Raw genomic sequence first — 18,307 nt, forward strand, 5'->3', positions numbered from 1 at the left:
AAGCGCCAAAAAAGACTGCCCCACACCGAAGTGCGGGGCAGTCTGCTCAAAGTGGGTAAATTACCGGGTTACGCGAACCTCAGCCTTGGCGCCTTCCACGGCTTCCATACCTTGCTCATCGGCAATGCGCATGGCCTCTTCAATGAGGGTTTCCACAATCTTGTCCTCCGGCACGGTACGAACGACCTCGCCCTTAACAAAGATCTGACCCTTGCCATTGCCGGAGGCAACGCCGAGGTCGGCATCGCGGGCCTCACCCGGACCGTTAACAACACAACCCATCACGGCAACGCGCAGCGGGAACTCCATGCCCTCCAAGCCGGCGGTAACTTCCTCCGCTAGCTTGTAAACGTCCACCTGGGCGCGGCCGCAGGACGGGCAGGAAACGATTTCCAGTTTGCGCGGGCGCAGGTTGAGCGACTGCAGAATCTGGTCGCCCACCTTGATTTCCTCTACCGGCGGAGCGGACAGGGACACGCGAATGGTATCGCCAATGCCTTCTGCCAACAGTGCGCCAAAGGCAACCGAAGACTTGATGGTGCCCATGAACTTCGGACCGGCCTCGGTCACGCCGAGGTGCAGCGGGTAATCAGTCTTTTCCGCCAGCTGGCGGTAGGCCTCCACCATCAGAACCGGATCAGAGTGCTTAACGGAAATAGCGATATCGCCATAACCGTGCTCCTCAAACAGGCCAGCCTCCCAAATAGCGGACTCGACGAGTGCCTCCGGGGTGGCCTTGCCATACTTTTCCAGCAAGCGCTTGTCCAATGAACCACCATTCACGCCGATGCGGATAGGAATGCCGGCATCGCCGGCTGCCTTAGCAACTTCCTTCACGCGGCCATCAAACTCGCGGATATTGCCTGGGTTCACGCGGATGGCGGCGCAACCAGCATCGATGGCCTGGAAGATGTACTTAGGCTGGAAGTGGATATCCGCAATCACCGGGATGGGAGATTTCTTGGCAATGGCCGGAAGCGCTTCCGCATCGATGGGCTTAGGGCAAGCCACGCGCACGATATCGCAGCCGGAAGCGGTCAGCTGCGCGATCTGCTGCAGCGTGCCATTGATGTCGTGCGTCTTCGTATTGGTCATCGACTGCACCGAAATTGGTGAGTCAGAGCCGACACCGACCGGGCCCACCTGCAGCTGACGAGTCTTGCGGCGTGGGTGCAGGACTGGTGGTGGGCCATCTGGGATCCCTAGACCGATGGGGGTCGACATGAATTCTCCTTGTTGAAGCACAGTAAGTACATACGGTGGGTGATTAACGCCCCCACTCTAGCACTGCTTGCTTTATGCCTGAAGTGCACGCAGCGGGGGCTACGGCGGCTAGCCAAATAGCCGTATGGGGTTGACCACATCGGCGACGATGACGATGACACCAACGCCCATTAGCAGCGCGGCTATAACGTAGGTCACCGGCATCAACTTGGTGTAATCGGCCGGGCCCAGAGCGGGCTTACCTGCCAGCTTGCGGATGCCATCGCGCAGCTTTTCATAGATGATGACTGCGATATGTCCGCCGTCGAAAGGCGGCAGCGGAATCAGGTTAAAGAGTGCGAGGAAGAAGTTCAGTGTAGCCAGCATCATAAAGAACATTGACCACAGGGAGCGCTCCGCCAATTCGCCGCCCACGCGAGAAGCGCCGACGACGGACATCGGGCCATCGGCCTCGCGTTCGTGGCCGAAGATGGAGGCCACCACACCCGGAATTTTGCCGGGGAATTGCTTGAGACCATCGACCGTTGCGCCCAGCGAATAGGTGCTAAAGCGCCAGGTTGCCGGTAGGGCGTCGACGGCGTCGTGCTTTTCGACGACATCGATAAGTTGATTGCTCAGCCCGATTGAGCCAGCGTCTACTAACTCGCCATCTTGGTTCAACCGCTTGACCGTATCGAGGTGGACTGAGAAGTCCCTGTCTTCCCCACCGCGCTCGACCGTCAGCGTGATGGTCTCGCCAGGGCGCTGCATTACCTCATCGCGCAGCTGGGTAAAAGAATCCAGCTTCTGACCATCGAGGGCCACAATAATATCGCCCTCCTGCACGCCGGCCTTTCCAGCAGGGCCTTTACCCGTGCACGTTTCTAGCTCTTGGTTCGGCTTCTGATTGGCCGAGCAAGTCACCTCGCCCACACGCGGGCGCACATCAGCATCCGGGTTGGGCAGGCCAGCCGTCATCGCCACAAAATAGAGGATGACAAAGCCCAAAATCAGGTTGACAGCGATGCCGCCGGCCATCACGATTATGCGCTGCCACCACGGCTTTTTATACATCGCATGGGGCTCTTCTTCCTCAGTGAGGAATTCATCCTGCGCGGTCATGCCAGCGATATCACAAAACCCGCCTACTGGGAAGGCCGCAAGTCCATATTCGGTGTGGCCCTTCCGGAAGGAAAAAAGGCGCGGCCCAAAGCCAATAAAATAGCGGCGCACGCGCATGCCAAAGGCACGCGCGGTGAGCATATGGCCTGCTTCGTGCAGCGCTACGGTAAGCCCGATGCCGAGGGCGAAAAACACAATGCCCAGCAAGTTTGCCATGGTGTGAAAGCTTTCTAGTCAGCCAGCGAATCAATCAGCGCATTCGCGCGCCTGCGCGCCTCGCCTTCCACCGCGAGGATTTCATCGAGGCTAGAGACTACACCAGCAAACTCGGATGCGGAATCAAGGATCCTGCCCACGACGTCCACGATCTCCGGGAAATGGATGCGCCCGGACAAGAACGCGGCCGCTGCCTCCTCATTGGCGGCGTTGTAGATGACCCCTGTTCCCTCAGCCGCGGCCCTGCGGGCGAGGTTGACGGCGGGAAAGGCGGCATCGTCAAGCGGCTCAAAACGCCAATCATGCGCCTGCGCAAAGTCCAAGGCTGGCTGGGCACCTGGTACGCGGTGCGGCCAATTCAGCGCTAGCGAAATGGGCAGCTTCATCGACGGTGGCGAGACCTGAGCAATCGTGCAGCCGTCCTTGAAGGTGGCCATGGAGTGAATGATGGACTGCGGGTGCACGGTGACGTCGATGCGCTCTGGGGCGATGTCAAAGAGCAGGGTGGCTTCAATAAGCTCCAGGCCCTTGTTAATGAGGGTGGCAGAGTTAAGGGTATTCATCTGCCCCATGGACCACGTAGGGTGCTGCGCTGCCTGCTCAGGGGTCACATCCCACATCTCTTCGCGCGACCAACCGCGGAAGGGGCCACCAGAGGCGGTAAGGACGAGCTTATCCAGCTCCCCCTCCTCGCCGGCACGCAGGCACTGCGCCATGGCGGAGTGTTCTGAGTCAACAGGGATAATCTGGCCAGGGCGCGCCTTCTGCGTAACCAGCGTGCCGCCCGCGACGAGGGATTCCTTATTGGCCAAGGCTAGGTACTCGCCCATCTCCAAGGTGGCCAAGGTGGCCTTGAGCCCCAAAGAACCCACCAAGGCATTGAGTACCGTATCGGCCGGGGTTGAGCGCACTAGGTCCTCTGCAGCGTCGGCGCCACTCAAAACCGAACCGCCTAAAGCAGCCGACACCTCGGCCGCGGCGCCCTCGTTGGCCACGGCAACGTGGTCAAACAAAAGGTTGAGGCTACGGGCTTGTTCGATGATGAGCTGCGGGTTGGAGCCCCCCGCAGCGATTCCCACGACGTCGAATTTATCGGGATTATCCGCAATGACTTCCAGAGCCTGCGTGCCGATTGAACCGGTGGAACCAAGAATGAGTATTCGCTGAGTAGTCACGCTTCCACCCTAGCGCCCACCACCATTGGGCGGGCGCGGCAGGTACGTCGCACTGCGACGGGGGTGTTTAATCGCCATCTAAGGTGCGATGTTTTAGAATGTGTAGCAGACAAATGGCATTGGTGTGCCCGCATGCCCATCGCACAGACGGACACACGCAGAAGCGAAGGAGAGCAAGTGTCTTCCCACAAGCCGGTACCGCAGGTATTTGACGGTGTTTCTACTGAGGACGTTCCATCCGCAGGATTCGGTTGGTCCCGCATCAGCCGCTCTGGCGTACAGATCGCCGGTTGGATCTCTGTCCTGTTCCTGCTTGCCTACAACTTTGGTAACCACCACGGTCACGTTGAGACCATCTGGCTCATTGCCTTGGCTATCTTGCTCGCCGTTGGCCTGCTCATCCACGCTTTCCAGCCTAAGTTGCACCAGGTTCGCACCGTAACCGCTCGCAACCAGCCGGTGGGCCACCAGGAGCCGGACTGGGTCTACGACCAGAAGACCAACACCGGCGTATATGCCGAGCTGACCGATTCCCAGCTGCGCGCCCTCAACATTGAGCCTTCCCGCGTTTCTCACCTGCGCGTTGAGCCAGGCACCAACAACGCCACCCCGGTTACCTCCGGCAAGCACGCGCTCTAAGCTTTTAGTACGCTTTAGCTACCGCCGCCCTTCCCCGCGAAGGCCGGCGGTTTCTTTATGCCTCCGCTTGGCGACGCCCCTCCTACTCACCAACACATTCTGTCGTTTAGGCCCCACTCCCAGCCCGACGAACCCAACCGCGCCTGCGAGGGCCGCGATGCGGCCACTGCCGCGGGGACCAGAGGGTTAAGACACCCAGTGCCCCACCTTGGCGTATATCTCAGGCAAGGAGTTGTCCACGCGTTTGCCGCTTACCCGGAGGGCAACGATATAGCACGCAACGGGAACCGCGATGACTAGGATAAACCCCAGCACAACCAGCGCCATATTCGAGCCGTAGCCGATGGCCATTGGGATTACGCCAGGGATAATCGGCGTCCAGCCAATAAACAGGCTCAAGATTGCGCTTAAGAACGCGCTGGCCGAGTAGCCGGATTTATCCGCCCACATACTGCCACCGGGCCGCGCGGTGGCAAAGGGATTAAAGGTGGAAAGCAGCAATGACAATCCCGCAGAAGAAATGAAAATTCCCAGTGCTACCACCATCAAGCACCCGGTAAGCGCTTTGTCGGCGCTCACTGTGAAAAGCACCGCCGCCGAGAGGACGAAGGTTATGGCTGTGGGCGCCAAGTGCGCCCAGTGCCGCGCGTAGAGCAAGGTGCGCGGACGAACTGGGGCGGCCATCTTTACCCACAGGCTTGGACCGTCGTAACCAAAATCATTAGTGGCTACCATTCCGCCGAAGAGTCCCAGAAATAGCACTCCTATAGACGGCAAGTCGGAATCAGTAGTAAAGCCCTGAATGATAAAGACGATTGCCAAAATCGGCTGCATGATGATGGTGCCGATAAGGCGAGAGTCACGGAAGATGTAGCGCAGCGAGCGCGTAAATTCCATGGCAGCCGGACCGCGATAGGAAAAGGTGCCCAAGGAAAAGCGGCTTACCCCTTTGGCCTTTTCGCGGCGTTGGTGCACCGGAGAGGAGAGTGTGCGGCGCTCGAATTGCAGGCGCAGCAACCGGTGCCACGCCCACACGGCTGCGCCCAACGACGCCGCGGCGATGAGGACCTGTGCAAGTGCCACCGCCAGTTGGCCTTGGGCGAGCGCGAGCGCCCAGCCCACTGGTGCGCCTACGGGCGTCCATGCCAACCCCTCGCCGACAGTTCCCAATGGGAAGTCAGAGCCAGCAAGGAAAGCAAGCCGATTAGAACCAAAGATGAGTAAGAACACCGCCAGCGCACCCAAAACTTTAAGGGAGGTCGAGCTTAGCTCCGCGACAGTAGCCCCGACATAGACCGCGAGGTCCACTAAAACCAGCGTCAGCACTAGGGCAAAGAGCATACCCAGGCAGAAGGGCACGATGAACAATGCTTTGCCATTGGCCGCCAAGATCACACTTCCCGCCACCGCATAGGCGATGGAGAGCAAGACAGATACTGGAGCGCGCAGATTGAGTATTGAGGCAATAGCTAGTGCCGGTGTGATGTCTTTTAACCGCACCGGCAACGCGGAAAGTTCACGGGCAGAAAGCTTATTCTCCCCGCTGGGCATGATGAGGGTGATAACGATATAGGCAAGCGTGCCTACAGCGGGGGCCACGGCCAGCGCTTGCATTTTTCCAGTGCCGATGGAGATATCTGCCGCAGCAAGAGCTCCTAGCGACGCAAGGCCTAAGAGTCCGTAGAGCAATAGGCAGATAGGGATCATGACCGCCGCGGCATTCGCCTTGAGATTGCGCGCCCACAGTGTGCGGTGCAGCTTGAGGAGCGTCGAAGTCATTGAACCTACGCCTCCCCTTCCCCACGCTGCGGCTCGCCGCTTTCACGACGCAGCCAGTCGAAAGAGCGCGCATCAAAGTCACTCCCACCGGCAAAGTGGATGAAGGCATCCGTCAGGCTGCCGCCTTGGCGCACCTCCTCGACGTGACCAGCAGATAACACCTGTCCTCCCGCGATAATGGCTACATGATCACACAATCCTTCTACCAATTGCATAACGTGTGAAGACAGGATTACGGTGCCACCGCGGGCGACATAGGCGCGCAAGAGCTCCTGAATGAGCTGGCCCGAGACTGGGTCCACCGCTTCCAAAGGCTCGTCGAGGATCACGACTTCCGGATTATGCAAAAGCGCACCTGCCAAAAGGATCTTCTTAGTCATGCCGGCGGAATAGTCCGCGATGGGTTTATCGGCGGCTTCGGCAAGCTGCAAGGCATCTAGCAGCTGTGCGCTGCGGCGCTCCACCTCGGTTTGGTTCATGCTGCGCAAAGCGCCTAGATAAAACAGGTACTCTGGGCCGGACAAGCGGTCAAAGACGGGAGCGCCATCAATGAGCAGGCCCATCGCTGCCTTGGCCGCAATCGGTTCCTGCCACGTATTGTGCCCAGCGATGAACGCCTCACCGCTATCTGGGCGCAGCAGGCCACACGCCATGGTCAACATGGTGGTCTTGCCAGCGCCGTTAGGGCCAACGATGCCATAAATAGAGCCCCGCGGGATGTCGAGGCTCAAATTCGACACCGCGGGGCGTCCAGCGAAAGATTTATTCAGACCGCGCACGGCAAAGGCCTGCGCGGTGGGATCATCTGCAAGCGGCGGATAATTCGGAATAATCATATCCGCCAATTTTATCAGTTAGGCGGACTTATCTTCCCGTTCATCCGCTGCGAGCTGACCACAAGCTGCCGCAATCTCATCGCCCTTGGTATCGCGCACCGTGCAAGGAACGCCTTGGGCCTGTACGCGGCGCACGAACTCGTCTTGGCGGTCCTGCGGGGCCGCATCCCATTCCGAGCCCGGTGTGGGGTTCAGCGGAATGACATTGACGTGAACCTTGGAGCCCAGCTTCTGATGCAGCTTGCGGCCCAGCATATCCGCGCGGAAATCTTGGTCATTCTTATCGCGAATCAGGGCATACTCAATAGACACGCGGCGAGCAGACTTATCCGCGTAATAACGCGCAGCATCGAGCACCTCATCGACGGACCAACGGTTATTGACCGGAACGAGGCCATCGCGCAGCTCATCATCCGGAGTGTGCAAGGAGACGGCGAGAGTGCAGGCCAAATCCTCGTCCGCCAGCTTACGGATTGCCGGAGCCAAGCCCACGGTGGACACAGTCACGTTGCGCTGAGAAAGACCAAAGCCGGCACCATCCTGGCCGGTAATCTGCCGCACGGCCTGCACCACACGCTTATAGTTAGCCAGCGGCTCCCCCATCCCCATGAAGACCACGTTGGACAGGCGGCCACCTTCTGCCGCCATTGCGGCTGCAGCATGGCGGAACTGCTCAACAATCTCGCCCGTAGACAAGTTACGGTCCAGACCGCCCTGGCCGGTAGCGCAGAACGGGCAGGCCATACCGCAGCCGGCCTGGGAAGAAATACACAACGTAGCGCGTCCTGGGTAGCGCATCAGAACCGACTCCAGCAGCGTGCCATCATGCAAACGCCACAGGGACTTAGTGGTCTCGCCGTCATCCGTGGAAGTAGTCCGGATAGGCTTCATGAGCTCAGGGAAGAAGGCTTCCTTAACTGCTTCGCGCTTGCCGGCGGGGATATCGGTCATATCCTCCACATTGTCGGTATAGTGCTCGTAATAGTGCTTAGCCAGCTGCTTTGCACGGAATTTAGGTAGGCCAATTTCTGCGAGCTTATCAATGCGCTCAGTTTCGGTCAGGTCGGCGAAGTGCTTAGGGGGAAGTCCGCGGCGCGGGGCGGAGAAGTTAAGTTTCACTGGTTGAGCCATAGTGTTGCCCATCTTTCCACGCTCTGCGTGGGTTTTTCCAATTGAAAGCCGTGCCAAGTGGCATAATCGACAGGTTTAAAGAAATAATGGATACATGACAAATCCGAATTACCCCGCAGATGACTTTTCTTCTTCCGACGCAGACCTCTCCTCGACGGAGATGAACGCTTCTGCACCGGAGACCGGTTCTAGCCTAGAGCCGACGGTCTCTGACTCTACTTCTCACTCCACCCAGCCTTCCGGCAAGGCGAAGGGATCTTTCGCAGCCAGCACGTGGATCGCGCTCATCGTAGGTTTCCTGCTACTGATTGTTCTCATTGTTTTCATCATGCAAAACCAGCACGCGGTCCCCATGAATTTCCTAGGCTGGTCCGGTGAGTTCCCTGCTGGAATCGCTTTCCTCATCTTCGCCATTGGCGGAGCACTCATCATGGCGCTAGTGGGTGGCTGGCGCATGTTTGAGTTGCGCCGCCAACTGCGCAAGCAGGCTCAGCAGGTATAGGTCTTAAAAGCCGCCTCTCCCCCTGTCCTGCCTTCTTAGGAGACGGACTATTGGGGAGAGGCGGCTTTTGCGTACCCACTGCTTCTATGGCGTGAACGTTGCCAGGAAGCTAATGGCCACCCAGGTGACCATGGCGGAAGGCAGCATGCCATCTAGGCGGTCCATCAGGCCCCCATGGCCTGGCAGCAGGGCCGACATGTCTTTGATTCCCAGCTCACGCTTAAACTGTGATTCCACTAAGTCGCCCAAGGTGGCGCAAATGACAAGGCCAAGCCCCATCAGGCCGCCCACCCAGGCATCGTGATGGAGCAAGAACTTAACGGTAAGCGCGCCGGTGACCACGCCAAAGAGGATGGACCCGGCAAAGCCCTCCCACGATTTCTTGGGGCTTACTGCAGGGGCCATGGGATGCGAGCCAAACATCACGCCAGCGATATAGCCACCAGTATCGGAGGCCACCACGCACAACATGAAGACCACGATGGAGGCGGCGCCACTGGCAAATGGGGTCGACACCAGCGACAGCATTGCTGCGAAGGTGGCAAAAAGCGGAATCCATGTCAGCACAAAAATGCCGACGGACATATCCCGCAGGTAGTTAATTGGTGGGCGATGGCGACCATTATGGAAGAGGCGACCAAACATAAGCGCCAGCACAGCGGTGACATAGACCGCGACAAGGCCGGGCGCGCCCAGTGGCCACGAGACCCACACCATAGCTTGGCCCAAAATAATGAGCAACGTCCGCGGAATATAGTAGGAATGCTCCCGCAGGCGGCTGAGCACCTCCCACATAGCAACGCCAACTGCAAGGGCCACGACCGCGTACCACGCGAGTGGGCCGGCCCATACGGCGAGCACGACAAGTGCGCCGAGGCCTACGCCGACGCCGATAGCGGCCGGCAAATCGCGGCCTGCGCCATTCTTCGGCTGAGGCAATCGGCGGTTAATGGCGTCACTCACCGTGACCGGCTCCTTTCACTGCTTCTATTGCGCCCCCTCGCTAACTTCCACTGCTCGACCTCCCCTACTCCAAACTTCGGAACTGTAGGCCGCGGAACAGAAAAAGCGCCGCCGGCCGGGGACGGGCACGGCGGCAATGACGTGAGGTCTTAGACCTCCATCAGCTCGTTTTCCTTATTTTCTACCAGCTTGTCCACCTGCTCGATGTAGCCGGAAGTAATCTTTTCCATTTCCTTTTCCGCTGCGATGACCTCGTCCTCGCCGGCGTCGCCGTCCTTCTGCAGCTTCTTCAACTGCTCCATGGCCTTGCGGCGAATATTACGGATAGCAATCTTGCCGTCCTCGCCCTTGCTCTTGGCCAGCTTCACCATTTCCTTACGACGCTCCTCCGTCAGCTGTGGAACGGTAACGCGCAGAACCTGACCATCGTTGGTGGGATTCACGCCCAAATCCGAGTTGCGGATGGAGTTTTCAATCTCATGAATCATGGACTGCTCATAAGGCTTGATAAGCAGCATGCGCGGCTCCGGTACGGAAATGGTAGCCATCTGGGTAATCGGGGTAGGTACACCGTAGTATTCGGCTACCAAGCCGTTGAACATAGTGGGATTCGCGCGGCCGGTACGAATGGTCACCAGCTGCTCGCGGGTGTGCTCGACGGAAGCGGTCATGTGCTCTTCTGCTTCGAGCTGAATCTCATCGATCATGAGGTTAAATCATCCTTAAACGAATAGGGGTGGCTGTATAAAAAGGTAGCAGGTTCGCAGCCCTTACAGTATTAGGACTGCACCAGCGTGCCGATAACTTCACCGCCGGCGGCGCGGGCGATATTACCCTCTTCCAGCAGGTTAAAGACCAAAATTGGCATATCATTGTCCATGCACAGGCTAAAGGCCGTGGCATCCGCAACCTTAAGGCCCTTTTCAATGACCTCACGCGGAGTGATTTCAGAGTACAGTTCCGCATCCGGGTTGGTGCGTGGGTCATCGGAGTAGACACCGTCGACTGCCTTGGCCAAGAAAAGAACCTCGGCACCAATTTCCAGGGCGCGCTGCGCGGCAGTGGTATCCGTGGAGAAGTACGGCATGCCCATGCCGGCGCCAAAGATAACCACACGGCCCTTTTCCAGGTGGCGGTCAGCGCGCAGCGGCAGGTACGGCTCGGCAATCTGCGCCATGTTGATGGAGGTCTGCACGCGGCAGTCCACGCCTTGCTGCTTGAGGAAGTCCTGCAGTGCGAGGGAATTCATTACCGTGCCCAGCATGCCCATGTAGTCCGAGCGAGCACGATCCATGCCGCGCTGGGAAAGCTCGGCGCCGCGGAAGAAGTTTCCGCCACCGATAACCACTGCAATCTCGATTCCCTGGCGGGAAACCTCGGCGATTTGGCGGGCTACGTTTTCAACCACATCTGGGTCGATGCCGACCTTGCCGCCGCCGAACATCTCACCGCCCAGCTTCAGCATTACTCGTTTGTATCCGGTTCGCTTAATATCTGCAGCAGTCACGCCTACTTCGTCTCCTTAACGCGGGGCAGTTTCAATCTCCGCCCTATCTTACCCATATATCTTTCGCTTCCTCACACCGCCCGCCGGTGCAAGCCAGTAGGCAATTGCTACGTGCCGGTCCCTCTCCTACGGATAGACAATCCGCACTAGTCGGTACGGTGAGCGCACGACAAAGCCCACGAAGGATAGTCCTTCGTGGGCTAGTCGTTAAAACAGGGGTGGGCTTAAGCGCCAACCTCGTAGCGAACGAAGCCGGTGATGGTGGTGCCAGCTTCTTCAGCAACCTGCTTTACGGTCTTCTTGTTATCAGACAGGGAAGCCTGCTCCAGCAGAACGATGGACTTGAAGAAGCCGTTCAGTCGGCCTTCCACGATCTTCGGCAGGGCTGCCTCTGGCTTGCCCTCCTCACGAGTGGTGGCCTCAGCGATCTCGCGCTCCTTTTCAACGACCTCTGCAGGAACGTCCTCGCGGGTGAGGTACTCAGCGTTCATAGCAGCAATCTGCAGGGCTGCAGCGTGAGCGCCTTCCTCGCTGCCCTCGTAGGAAACCAACACGCCCACTGCTGGCGGCAGATCAGCAGAACGCTGGTGCAGGTAAACCGCAACGTTGTCGCCCTCTACGGTAACGGCACGGCGTGCCTGCAGCTTCTCACCGGTCTTTGCGGACTCTTCGTCCACGACCTCGGAGACCTTCTTGCCGTCGATCTCAATGTTGTTGAGCTCGTCAGCGGAGTTTGCCTTGGCCTCAGCAGCAGCGTCAGCAATCTTGGCTGCGAAGGTCTTGAAAGCCTCGTTCTTAGCAACGAAGTCGGTCTCACAGTTGATCTCGACCATGGTGTTGCCAGAAACGGCGATGAGGCCCTCGGTAGCCTCACGGTCAGCGCGCTTGGAGACGTTCTTAGCGCCCTTGATGCGCAGGTACTCAACGGCCTTATCGTAGTCGCCGTTGGACTCTTCCAGAGCCTTCTTGCAATCGAGCATGCCGGAGCCGGTAGCTTCGCGCAGTGCCTTGACGTCTGCAGCAGTGTAGTTCGCCATAGTTGGGGCGATCCTCCTTGAAAATCAAACAGTGTTCGTTCAAACAGCGTAGTCGACGCGGTGAAATCGCGCCGCTTTAGGGTGGCAGAAACCACCCCTTCCCACCTATGCATGAAAGTGGAGCTGGTTTCAGCAGAACCCAGCATAGATAAAACCAACCCCCGCCGCCGTTACAGCACGGTGGCGGGGGTTGGTAAACAGCCTTGGGCAGGAATTACTCCCTTGCTGCCCCACACCAAAAGTGCGTGGGGTATTCAGTTAAACGCGGGTGAGGAAAATTCCTAGCGAGAAGCTAAGACTACTTCTCGGTCTTGTCTGCGGATGCTTCCTCAGACTTTTCCGCGGAAGCCGGGTCGGAAGCTGCGGCAGCCGCCTCAGCATCGCGCTTTTCCTTCTCAGCGGAATCGCCGGCAGCTTCCTTAGCTGCAGCCAGCTGGCGCTCCTCGCGCGCCTTCTTGCCTTCCTCTACAGCGGAAGCAACGATGCCGGAAAGCAGCTTGGTGGAGCGGATGGCGTCGTCGTTGCCTGGGATCGGGAAGTCAACTTCATCCGGATCACAGTTGGTGTCCAAGATGGCGACTACCGGAATATTCAGCTTACGAGCTTCCTTAACCGCAATGTGCTCCTTGTTGGTATCAACAATCCACAGTGCGGATGGGGTCTTGGCCATATCGGAGATGCCACCCAGAACGCGCTCGAGCTTGGCGCGCTCACGGTTGAGCATGAGAACTTCCTTCTTGGTGCGGCCCTTGTAGCCGTCCTCACGCTCATCCATTGCCTGAAGCTCCTTCATGCGCTTCAGACGCTTGGAAACGGTCTGGAAGTTGGTGAGCATGCCGCCCAACCAGCGGTGGTTGACGTAAGGCATACCGACGCGGGTTGCTTCCTCAGCAACTGCTTCCTGAGCCTGCTTCTTGGTACCAACGAACAGGATGGTGCCGCCGTGTGCAACGGTTTCCTTGACGAACTCATAAGCCTCGTCAATGTAGGTCAGCGTCTGCTGCAGGTCGATGATGTAGATGCCGTTACGGTCGGTGAAGATGAAACGACGCATCTTCGGATTCCAGCGACGGGTCTGGTGGCCAAAGTGCACACCAGCGTCGAGGAGCTCGCGCATGGTTACAACTGCCATGATTCGCTCGCTTTCTTTTATCTTGTCTTTCGGTTTTCCAATTGTGCGGTGTTTTATTCCGCACCCTAGCAACGAAGGCCCCGCTGACACCTTGTTTCCAAGGACCACGTCAGCCGTCAGGCTGTCTCTTCCTTCCAGCAGGAAGCGACAACTTCGCCGCGCGTAGTCAATGCCTCCACGAGGTGGACACACTGCTGCTCCAAAGAATAATCCCCTTAAGCTGGTTTTTCCAAACCGAAGACAGCTTATCCACAACTTTGCCGCAGCCACATTGCATCAATCGTCACATCCGGCTCAATCACATCATGCAACCCAAGTTGTCCACAGCTAAAAGAGAACGGACTCCCGAAACGCTTCTTTCCGGCTGACACTGTGCCCATGAATCAGTTCCTTTCCCCCTCCGCATTTCCTGCTTGCCGACGCCCCACCTTCCTCCCCACCACTTTCCTCACCCTTCTTTCGCTTCTTATTCTGTGTTGCCCACCGGGCACGGCCTATGTCGACCCTGCTTCCGGCAAACCTAGCCCGGCGCGGGTGTTGCGTGGATTCGACGCCCCAGAACAAAAGTGGAGCCCTGGCCACCGCGGCGTCGACATGGCCCTATCAGTAGGCTCGCCGGTAGTAGCCGCCGAAGACGGCGAAGTCGCCTTTGTGGGCACGGTGGCCGGCAAACCAGTTGTCTCCATTGCCCACGCGGATGGAGTGAGAACGACGTATCAGCCCGTGCACGGCTCCGTAAAGCAGGGCCAAGAAGTCCGCGAGGGCCAAGTGATAGGCCGTTTAGGCAATCCGGTCGATGGCTATCCCGGACTGCACTGGGGTGCACTCATCGCAAAAGATACCTACATCGATCCTTTAACCCTGCTGGATATGCCGGTAATTCGTCTCAAACCGCTTTAAGCCCGGGGATGGGCTTGGTCGTATACGCGCTGCAAGCGCTGCGCGGATACGTGGGTATAAATCTGCGTGGTATTAAGCGAGGAGTGCCCCAGCAGTTCTTGCACTACGCGCAAATCTGCCCCGCCTTCCAAAAGGTGGGTTGCGGCAGAGTGGCGCACCCCGTGCGGGGTAAGCCCCTGTGCACCAGTGACCTTGGCGGCCTTTTCTACAATGCGGCGCACCTGGCGTTGATCGATTCGCCCTCCCCTGCTGCCAACAAAAACCGCTTCAGTTTCAGCCGTGGCGATTTCTCCACGGCCTTTGTCAATCCACTGCTTTAAAGCGTCTTCCGCTGCGTGCCCGAAAGGCACTACGCGCTGCTTATTGCCCTTACCGGTGACGTGCAAGGTACCGCGTTGAAAATCAATATCGCCTAGGTCTAGCCGGACCAACTCCGCCACGCGCATACCGGAGGCATAGAGCAACTCTAGGATGGCACTATCGCGAAGGAAGTGGACCTCATCTGCTGAGACCGCATTGCCCATAAGCTCGCCGGCCTGGTCCGGAGCGAGAACCGTTGGAAGGTGGCGCCCCACTTTGGGCGTAACTAAGCGGGCAGCAACGTCTCGCTTAAGGTGCCCTTCGCGCACTGCCCAAGTAGAAAACCCCTTCGCTGCCGCGGTGCGCCGTGCCAGGGTGGAACGCGATTTTCCTTCCGCAACAGCCTCGGCCAACCATTGGCGCAGGCTGTTGAGATCAAACTCCGCGAAGGTCGGCACGCTGCGTGCAAGGTCGCGCAAGTCGGAGCGATACCCGCGCACCGTCGCTTCTGCGCGGCCTTTGACATGTAGTTGGAAATCCGCGAAGTCCTCAATGGCCTCAGCCATCTGTCCCTCAACTTTCGGAGCCTTCGCGGACTTTCCTTCTTCACTCATGCCACAGCAGTGTACTCGCCATACGCAGGTGCCATTTATTCCGTTTCCCGGCGCGCCCAAGTATTGCCACGCCGGACGACAACGCACATCTTTTCCAGCGCCAGCAGTAAGTGAACTGTCAGCGGTAAACGGAATCCCGCTTCTCGGGCAATGTCTTCTGCCGTTGCTTTTTCCTGTCCTAACGGTGGCGTCGCGTCAAAGACGCGCAACTCATTGCGGGAGAGGCGTTGGGTCATGGTTGCCGCAAAATTGATTTCGTACTGTGCACCTGGGTCTACTTCCCCGGCGCGACTTACTAGAGCGCGAATCTCATCAGCACTGGTAACCAGCTGTGCACGGCCTTCTTGAATGCGCTGGTGGCAGCCCAACGAGCCGCTAGTAGTTATCGGCCCCGGCACCGCCATCGCAACTCGCCCAAGCGCTTCTGCCCAGTTGAGGGTATTCAATGCGCCAGATCGAAATGCCGCCTCCATCACGACGGTGCCGTGGCTCAATGCTGCCACTAAGCGATTACGCGTTAGGAACCGGTGGCGCTTCGGCGCGGTTTCCGGCGCAAATTCAGAGATGATGCAACCATTGTCCGCAATCTTGGCGAATAAGTTGGCATTGCGGGCTGGGTAATCCCTATCGATGCCACACGCTGCTATGGCTACCGTGCGCCCGTTGTTGTGCAACGCTGTTTCGTGCGCGACGGTATCCACTCCCAGCGCGCCGCCTGATATTGGAGTCCATTCATGCTGAACCAATCCGGACACGACGTTTTGGGTGGCCTGCCAGCCATAGCGGGAAATGGCACGAGTACCGACGATGGCCACAGCTTGAGCAACCTCTGCCTGCAATGACGCACCGCGCACCCACAGGCTATGCGGTGGCAATGCTTGGTCATCAAAAGTAGCTGGGGCCTCCCCGCTGTGTTGATAGAAGCCGAATGCAGAGTCAAATTCCTCTGTGGGCCACTCTGGGCTTTCTGCCGTAATGAGCCGGGCCCCGACTTTTTCGGCTGCCGCCGTATCTTCGGCTTGCCGCAACCAGTCATAGCGGGAGGCCGTGCGCGCCAAAAGCGGGCCTATCCAGTCGGCGCGATTGTAGATTCCGTGGGCGATTTCCTCAGCTGGGTATTGCGTGAGCAGGGCCTGCAATGCAGCAGAGGGGCCTTCCACCACCCGATTGAGATATACCCAGGTCGCATACGGAGTAGAAAGGTCAAGTTCGCTCATGCTGCGAGCCTCCCGACGTTAATTGAGCCGCGTAGATCGAGCGCGCGCCCCACTTCATCCAGGTCCGGCTGCGCCTTTCCTGCTAGATCGGCCAGAGTCCAGGAGAGCTTCAATACGCGGTCCACTCCGCGCTGGGATATTTCGCCTTCAGCCAAGTAGGCAGACAACATGACCATCGCAGCCTCCGCGGCGGGCCTCTTTCGGCGCAAATAGGACGAGGGAACTTCCCTATTGGTGCGCGCGGTGATGCCATCCGCCCACCAGCGCGCGGCGGCACGCTCACGGGCAGCGGCGACGCGCTCGGCGATGACTGCGGATTCCTCTTCACCGTCCGCGTTAATTGTTGCCGCCTGCCCGCTTAAGGTGATCACCATATCCAGACGGTCTCGCAACGGTCCGGAGAGGTTGGAGAGGTAGTTCATCCGTTCATGGGGGTTGCACCTGCACTTGGATGGATCTTCGGCCGCACACCTGCACGGGTTTGCCGCCATGACCAATTGGAAGCGAGCAGGATAGGTAACCTCGCGGCGCGAGCGCGCCAACCGCACGTGTCCTTCCTCCAGTGGTGCACGCAGACCATCGAGTACTGGCGCGGCTACCTCACTGGCCTCGTCGAGAAAGAGCACACCATTGTGAGCCAAACTCACCGCACCAGGGCGCGGATGTCCGGAACCGCCGCCAAGTAATGCCGCCCGAGTAACCGAGGCATGCGGGGCGATGAACGGGGCGCGCTCGATGATCTCACCTGGGGTTCCGGTAAGCGAATGAATTGCGGTGGTTTCGACCTGCTGATCCGGGGTAAGGGCAGGCAGGATGGTGGGCAGGCGCGAAGCGATCATGGACTTTCCTGACCCAGGCGGTCCAATCATCATCAGATGATGGCCACCGGCTGCAGCAACCTCGGCAGCCCATTTGGCATTAGCTTGGCCAGCGATATCGCTAAAGTCGAGTCGCGACCCCGCCGCAGGCGCGGGGCTAAGCGACCCTGTAAAGCTCGCCGCCTGCGGCAGCCCACGATTACCGCAAGCCCATCCGAAAGCCTCCTTCAAAGACGAAGCAACCAGTACGTCCATGTCCGGCACCAATGTGGCCTCGGCGGCATTGCCAGGTGGCACAACGAGAGTTGTAATTCCTTGTTCCCGTGCGGCCAGAAGAGCGGGGATAATTCCTGCTACAGGCCGAACGGAGCCGTCGAGACCGAGCTCGCCTAAGACCAAGGTGCGCTGGAGACGTTGGGCGGGCGAGGGAGTACTGCCATAAGACGGGAAGTCGGCCTCCGCCTGTGCCGCGAGGATCGCAAGCGCTATGGGGAGGTCAAAGTGGGACCCGGATTTGGGAAGCGACGCCGGGGACATGGAGACCACCACTTTGGTCTTGGGCCAGGGCAGATGGGAATTAAAGGCTGCGGTCCTGATCCTATCCCGAGATTCGGAGATTGCGGTATCCGTCTGGCCTACAACGTGTACCCCTGGCAGCCCGTGGCCAACGTTTGCTTCTACCTCAACTAACTGAGCTAGGACTCCGTTTAAGGACATGGTCAAACAATTACCTAGAGCCATCTTCAACCCCCTTGAAGTGTTCCAGCGCAAACCCCTGCCCGCGCGCAACCAAGGCAATGACGTCGAATCGCACCTCAGACAATGGCTTTCCATCGAGCCACTGCGCCGCGGCTTTACGCAGTCGCCCGAGCTTCTGCGGGGTTACGGCCTCAGCTACCCCGTAGCGGGAATTGGCGCGGGTCTTAACCTCAACAAAGACGATGGTTCCGTCCGCCTCCCGGGCAATGTGAAGCGTCCTGGGTTTAGTTCCGCTTCTTTTACGGCCCTGTGTTGATGGGCTGGGTGAGATAGTACTCGGTTTCTACTTCCTGTGGGGTGGCGTAGTCCAATGCTTCGTGAAGTCGCTTAGTGTTCCACCAATGCACCCACCGCAAGGTGGCCAGTTCGACTTCTCCGACCGACGTCCACGGGCCCTGGGCATGAATCAGTTCCGCCTTGTAGAGACCATTGACTGTTTCGGCTAGAGCATTGTCAT

General features: G+C 58.6%; 18 protein-coding genes and 1 pseudogene. 3 read left to right on the forward strand and 16 right to left on the reverse strand.

Annotated elements, in window-relative coordinates; genetic code table 11:
* Positions 1–60: 60 nt before the first annotated feature.
* The 3 genes from ispG to dxr form a co-directional block, all read right to left on the reverse strand.
* The gene (ispG, locus tag QP934_RS04200) at positions 61–1,224 is read right to left on the reverse strand and encodes a flavodoxin-dependent (E)-4-hydroxy-3-methylbut-2-enyl-diphosphate synthase (protein WP_337887376.1); all 1,164 of its coding nucleotides are present in this window, start codon (positions 1,222–1,224) and stop codon (positions 61–63) included.
* Between the two features lie 108 nt (positions 1,225–1,332).
* Positions 1,333–2,541 carry a M50 family metallopeptidase gene (locus tag QP934_RS04205; RefSeq protein WP_340418783.1) on the reverse strand — a complete coding sequence of 403 codons (1,209 nt, stop codon included), beginning with the start codon at positions 2,539–2,541 and terminating at the stop codon, positions 1,333–1,335.
* Between the two features lie 14 nt (positions 2,542–2,555).
* Positions 2,556–3,716 (reverse strand): 1-deoxy-D-xylulose-5-phosphate reductoisomerase, encoded by a 1,161-nt coding sequence (gene dxr / locus QP934_RS04210; protein ID WP_419126879.1) that lies wholly within the window; start codon positions 3,714–3,716, stop codon positions 2,556–2,558.
* A 132-nt stretch (positions 3,717–3,848) separates the two neighbouring features.
* Between dxr and QP934_RS04215 the strand changes: the two genes are divergently transcribed.
* Entirely contained in the window at positions 3,849–4,355 is a 507-nt protein-coding gene (locus QP934_RS04215) for a DUF2631 domain-containing protein (protein WP_317026104.1), read from the forward strand.
* Positions 4,356–4,541: 186 nt separating this feature from the next.
* On the opposite strand, the gene QP934_RS04220 is transcribed toward QP934_RS04215, so the two are convergent.
* The 3 genes from QP934_RS04220 to rlmN are packed head-to-tail and all read right to left on the reverse strand — an operon-like array spanning position 4,542 to position 8,113.
* Positions 4,542–6,134 (reverse strand): hypothetical protein, encoded by a 1,593-nt coding sequence (locus QP934_RS04220; protein WP_419126880.1) that lies wholly within the window; start codon positions 6,132–6,134, stop codon positions 4,542–4,544.
* A 5-nt stretch (positions 6,135–6,139) separates the two neighbouring features.
* Positions 6,140–6,970, reverse strand: a complete 831-nt coding sequence (locus tag QP934_RS04225; protein ID WP_340418780.1) for an ABC transporter ATP-binding protein — start codon at positions 6,968–6,970, stop codon at positions 6,140–6,142.
* Positions 6,971–6,988: 18 nt separating this feature from the next.
* Positions 6,989–8,113, reverse strand: a complete 1,125-nt coding sequence (gene rlmN / locus QP934_RS04230; RefSeq protein WP_250410035.1) for a 23S rRNA (adenine(2503)-C(2))-methyltransferase RlmN — start codon at positions 8,111–8,113, stop codon at positions 6,989–6,991.
* Between the two features lie 82 nt (positions 8,114–8,195).
* Here rlmN and QP934_RS04235 point away from each other — a divergent pair, with 82 nt between their 5' ends.
* Complete coding sequence (locus tag QP934_RS04235) at positions 8,196–8,603, forward strand: LapA family protein (protein WP_225746794.1); 408 nt, start codon at positions 8,196–8,198, stop codon at positions 8,601–8,603.
* Positions 8,604–8,687: 84 nt separating this feature from the next.
* On the opposite strand, the gene QP934_RS04240 is transcribed toward QP934_RS04235, so the two are convergent.
* The 5 genes from QP934_RS04240 to rpsB form a co-directional block, all read right to left on the reverse strand.
* Positions 8,688–9,566, reverse strand: a complete 879-nt coding sequence (locus tag QP934_RS04240; protein WP_005328723.1) for a phosphatidate cytidylyltransferase — start codon at positions 9,564–9,566, stop codon at positions 8,688–8,690.
* A gap of 149 nt (positions 9,567–9,715) precedes the next feature.
* Complete coding sequence (gene frr, locus QP934_RS04245; RefSeq protein ID WP_005325221.1) at positions 9,716–10,273, reverse strand: ribosome recycling factor; 558 nt, start codon at positions 10,271–10,273, stop codon at positions 9,716–9,718.
* A 71-nt stretch (positions 10,274–10,344) separates the two neighbouring features.
* Positions 10,345–11,031, reverse strand: coding sequence for a UMP kinase (gene pyrH, locus QP934_RS04250; protein ID WP_023027755.1), 687 nt, complete (start codon positions 11,029–11,031; stop codon positions 10,345–10,347).
* Between the two features lie 266 nt (positions 11,032–11,297).
* A complete protein-coding gene (tsf, locus tag QP934_RS04255) occupies positions 11,298–12,110 on the reverse strand; it encodes a translation elongation factor Ts (RefSeq protein WP_239273102.1) in 813 nt (270 codons plus the stop codon).
* Between the two features lie 298 nt (positions 12,111–12,408).
* Complete coding sequence (rpsB, locus tag QP934_RS04260) at positions 12,409–13,242, reverse strand: 30S ribosomal protein S2 (protein ID WP_337887373.1); 834 nt, start codon at positions 13,240–13,242, stop codon at positions 12,409–12,411.
* Between the two features lie 378 nt (positions 13,243–13,620).
* On the opposite strand from rpsB, the gene QP934_RS04265 reads away from it, so the two are divergent.
* The gene (locus QP934_RS04265) at positions 13,621–14,142 is read left to right on the forward strand and encodes a M23 family metallopeptidase (protein WP_337887372.1); all 522 of its coding nucleotides are present in this window, start codon (positions 13,621–13,623) and stop codon (positions 14,140–14,142) included.
* On the opposite strand, the gene QP934_RS04270 is transcribed toward QP934_RS04265, so the two are convergent.
* The 5 genes and pseudogenes from QP934_RS04270 to QP934_RS04290 all read right to left on the reverse strand — a co-directional run.
* Positions 14,139–15,056, reverse strand: coding sequence for a tyrosine recombinase XerC (locus QP934_RS04270; RefSeq protein WP_340418778.1), 918 nt, complete (start codon positions 15,054–15,056; stop codon positions 14,139–14,141). The two genes, QP934_RS04265 and QP934_RS04270, sit on opposite strands and share 4 nt — an antisense overlap.
* Before the next feature lie 35 nt (positions 15,057–15,091).
* The gene (dprA, locus tag QP934_RS04275; RefSeq protein ID WP_419126881.1) at positions 15,092–16,273 is read right to left on the reverse strand and encodes a DNA-processing protein DprA; all 1,182 of its coding nucleotides are present in this window, start codon (positions 16,271–16,273) and stop codon (positions 15,092–15,094) included.
* A complete protein-coding gene (locus tag QP934_RS04280) occupies positions 16,270–17,832 on the reverse strand; it encodes a YifB family Mg chelatase-like AAA ATPase (RefSeq protein WP_419126882.1) in 1,563 nt (520 codons plus the stop codon). Before QP934_RS04280 ends, dprA begins: the two co-directional genes overlap by 4 nt.
* A pseudogene (locus QP934_RS04285) lies at positions 17,819–18,058 on the reverse strand (YraN family protein); the annotation flags it as partial. The gene QP934_RS04280 and the pseudogene QP934_RS04285, both read right to left, overlap by 14 nt.
* A gap of 31 nt (positions 18,059–18,089) precedes the next feature.
* Positions 18,090–18,307 (reverse strand): integrase core domain-containing protein (locus QP934_RS04290; protein WP_306495769.1); only part of this gene is annotated, 218 nt, incomplete at its 5' end.

Origin of the sequence: Corynebacterium sp. MSK122, assembly GCF_030229435.2 — a bacterium.
Classification (GTDB): domain Bacteria; phylum Actinomycetota; class Actinomycetes; order Mycobacteriales; family Mycobacteriaceae; genus Corynebacterium; species Corynebacterium marquesiae.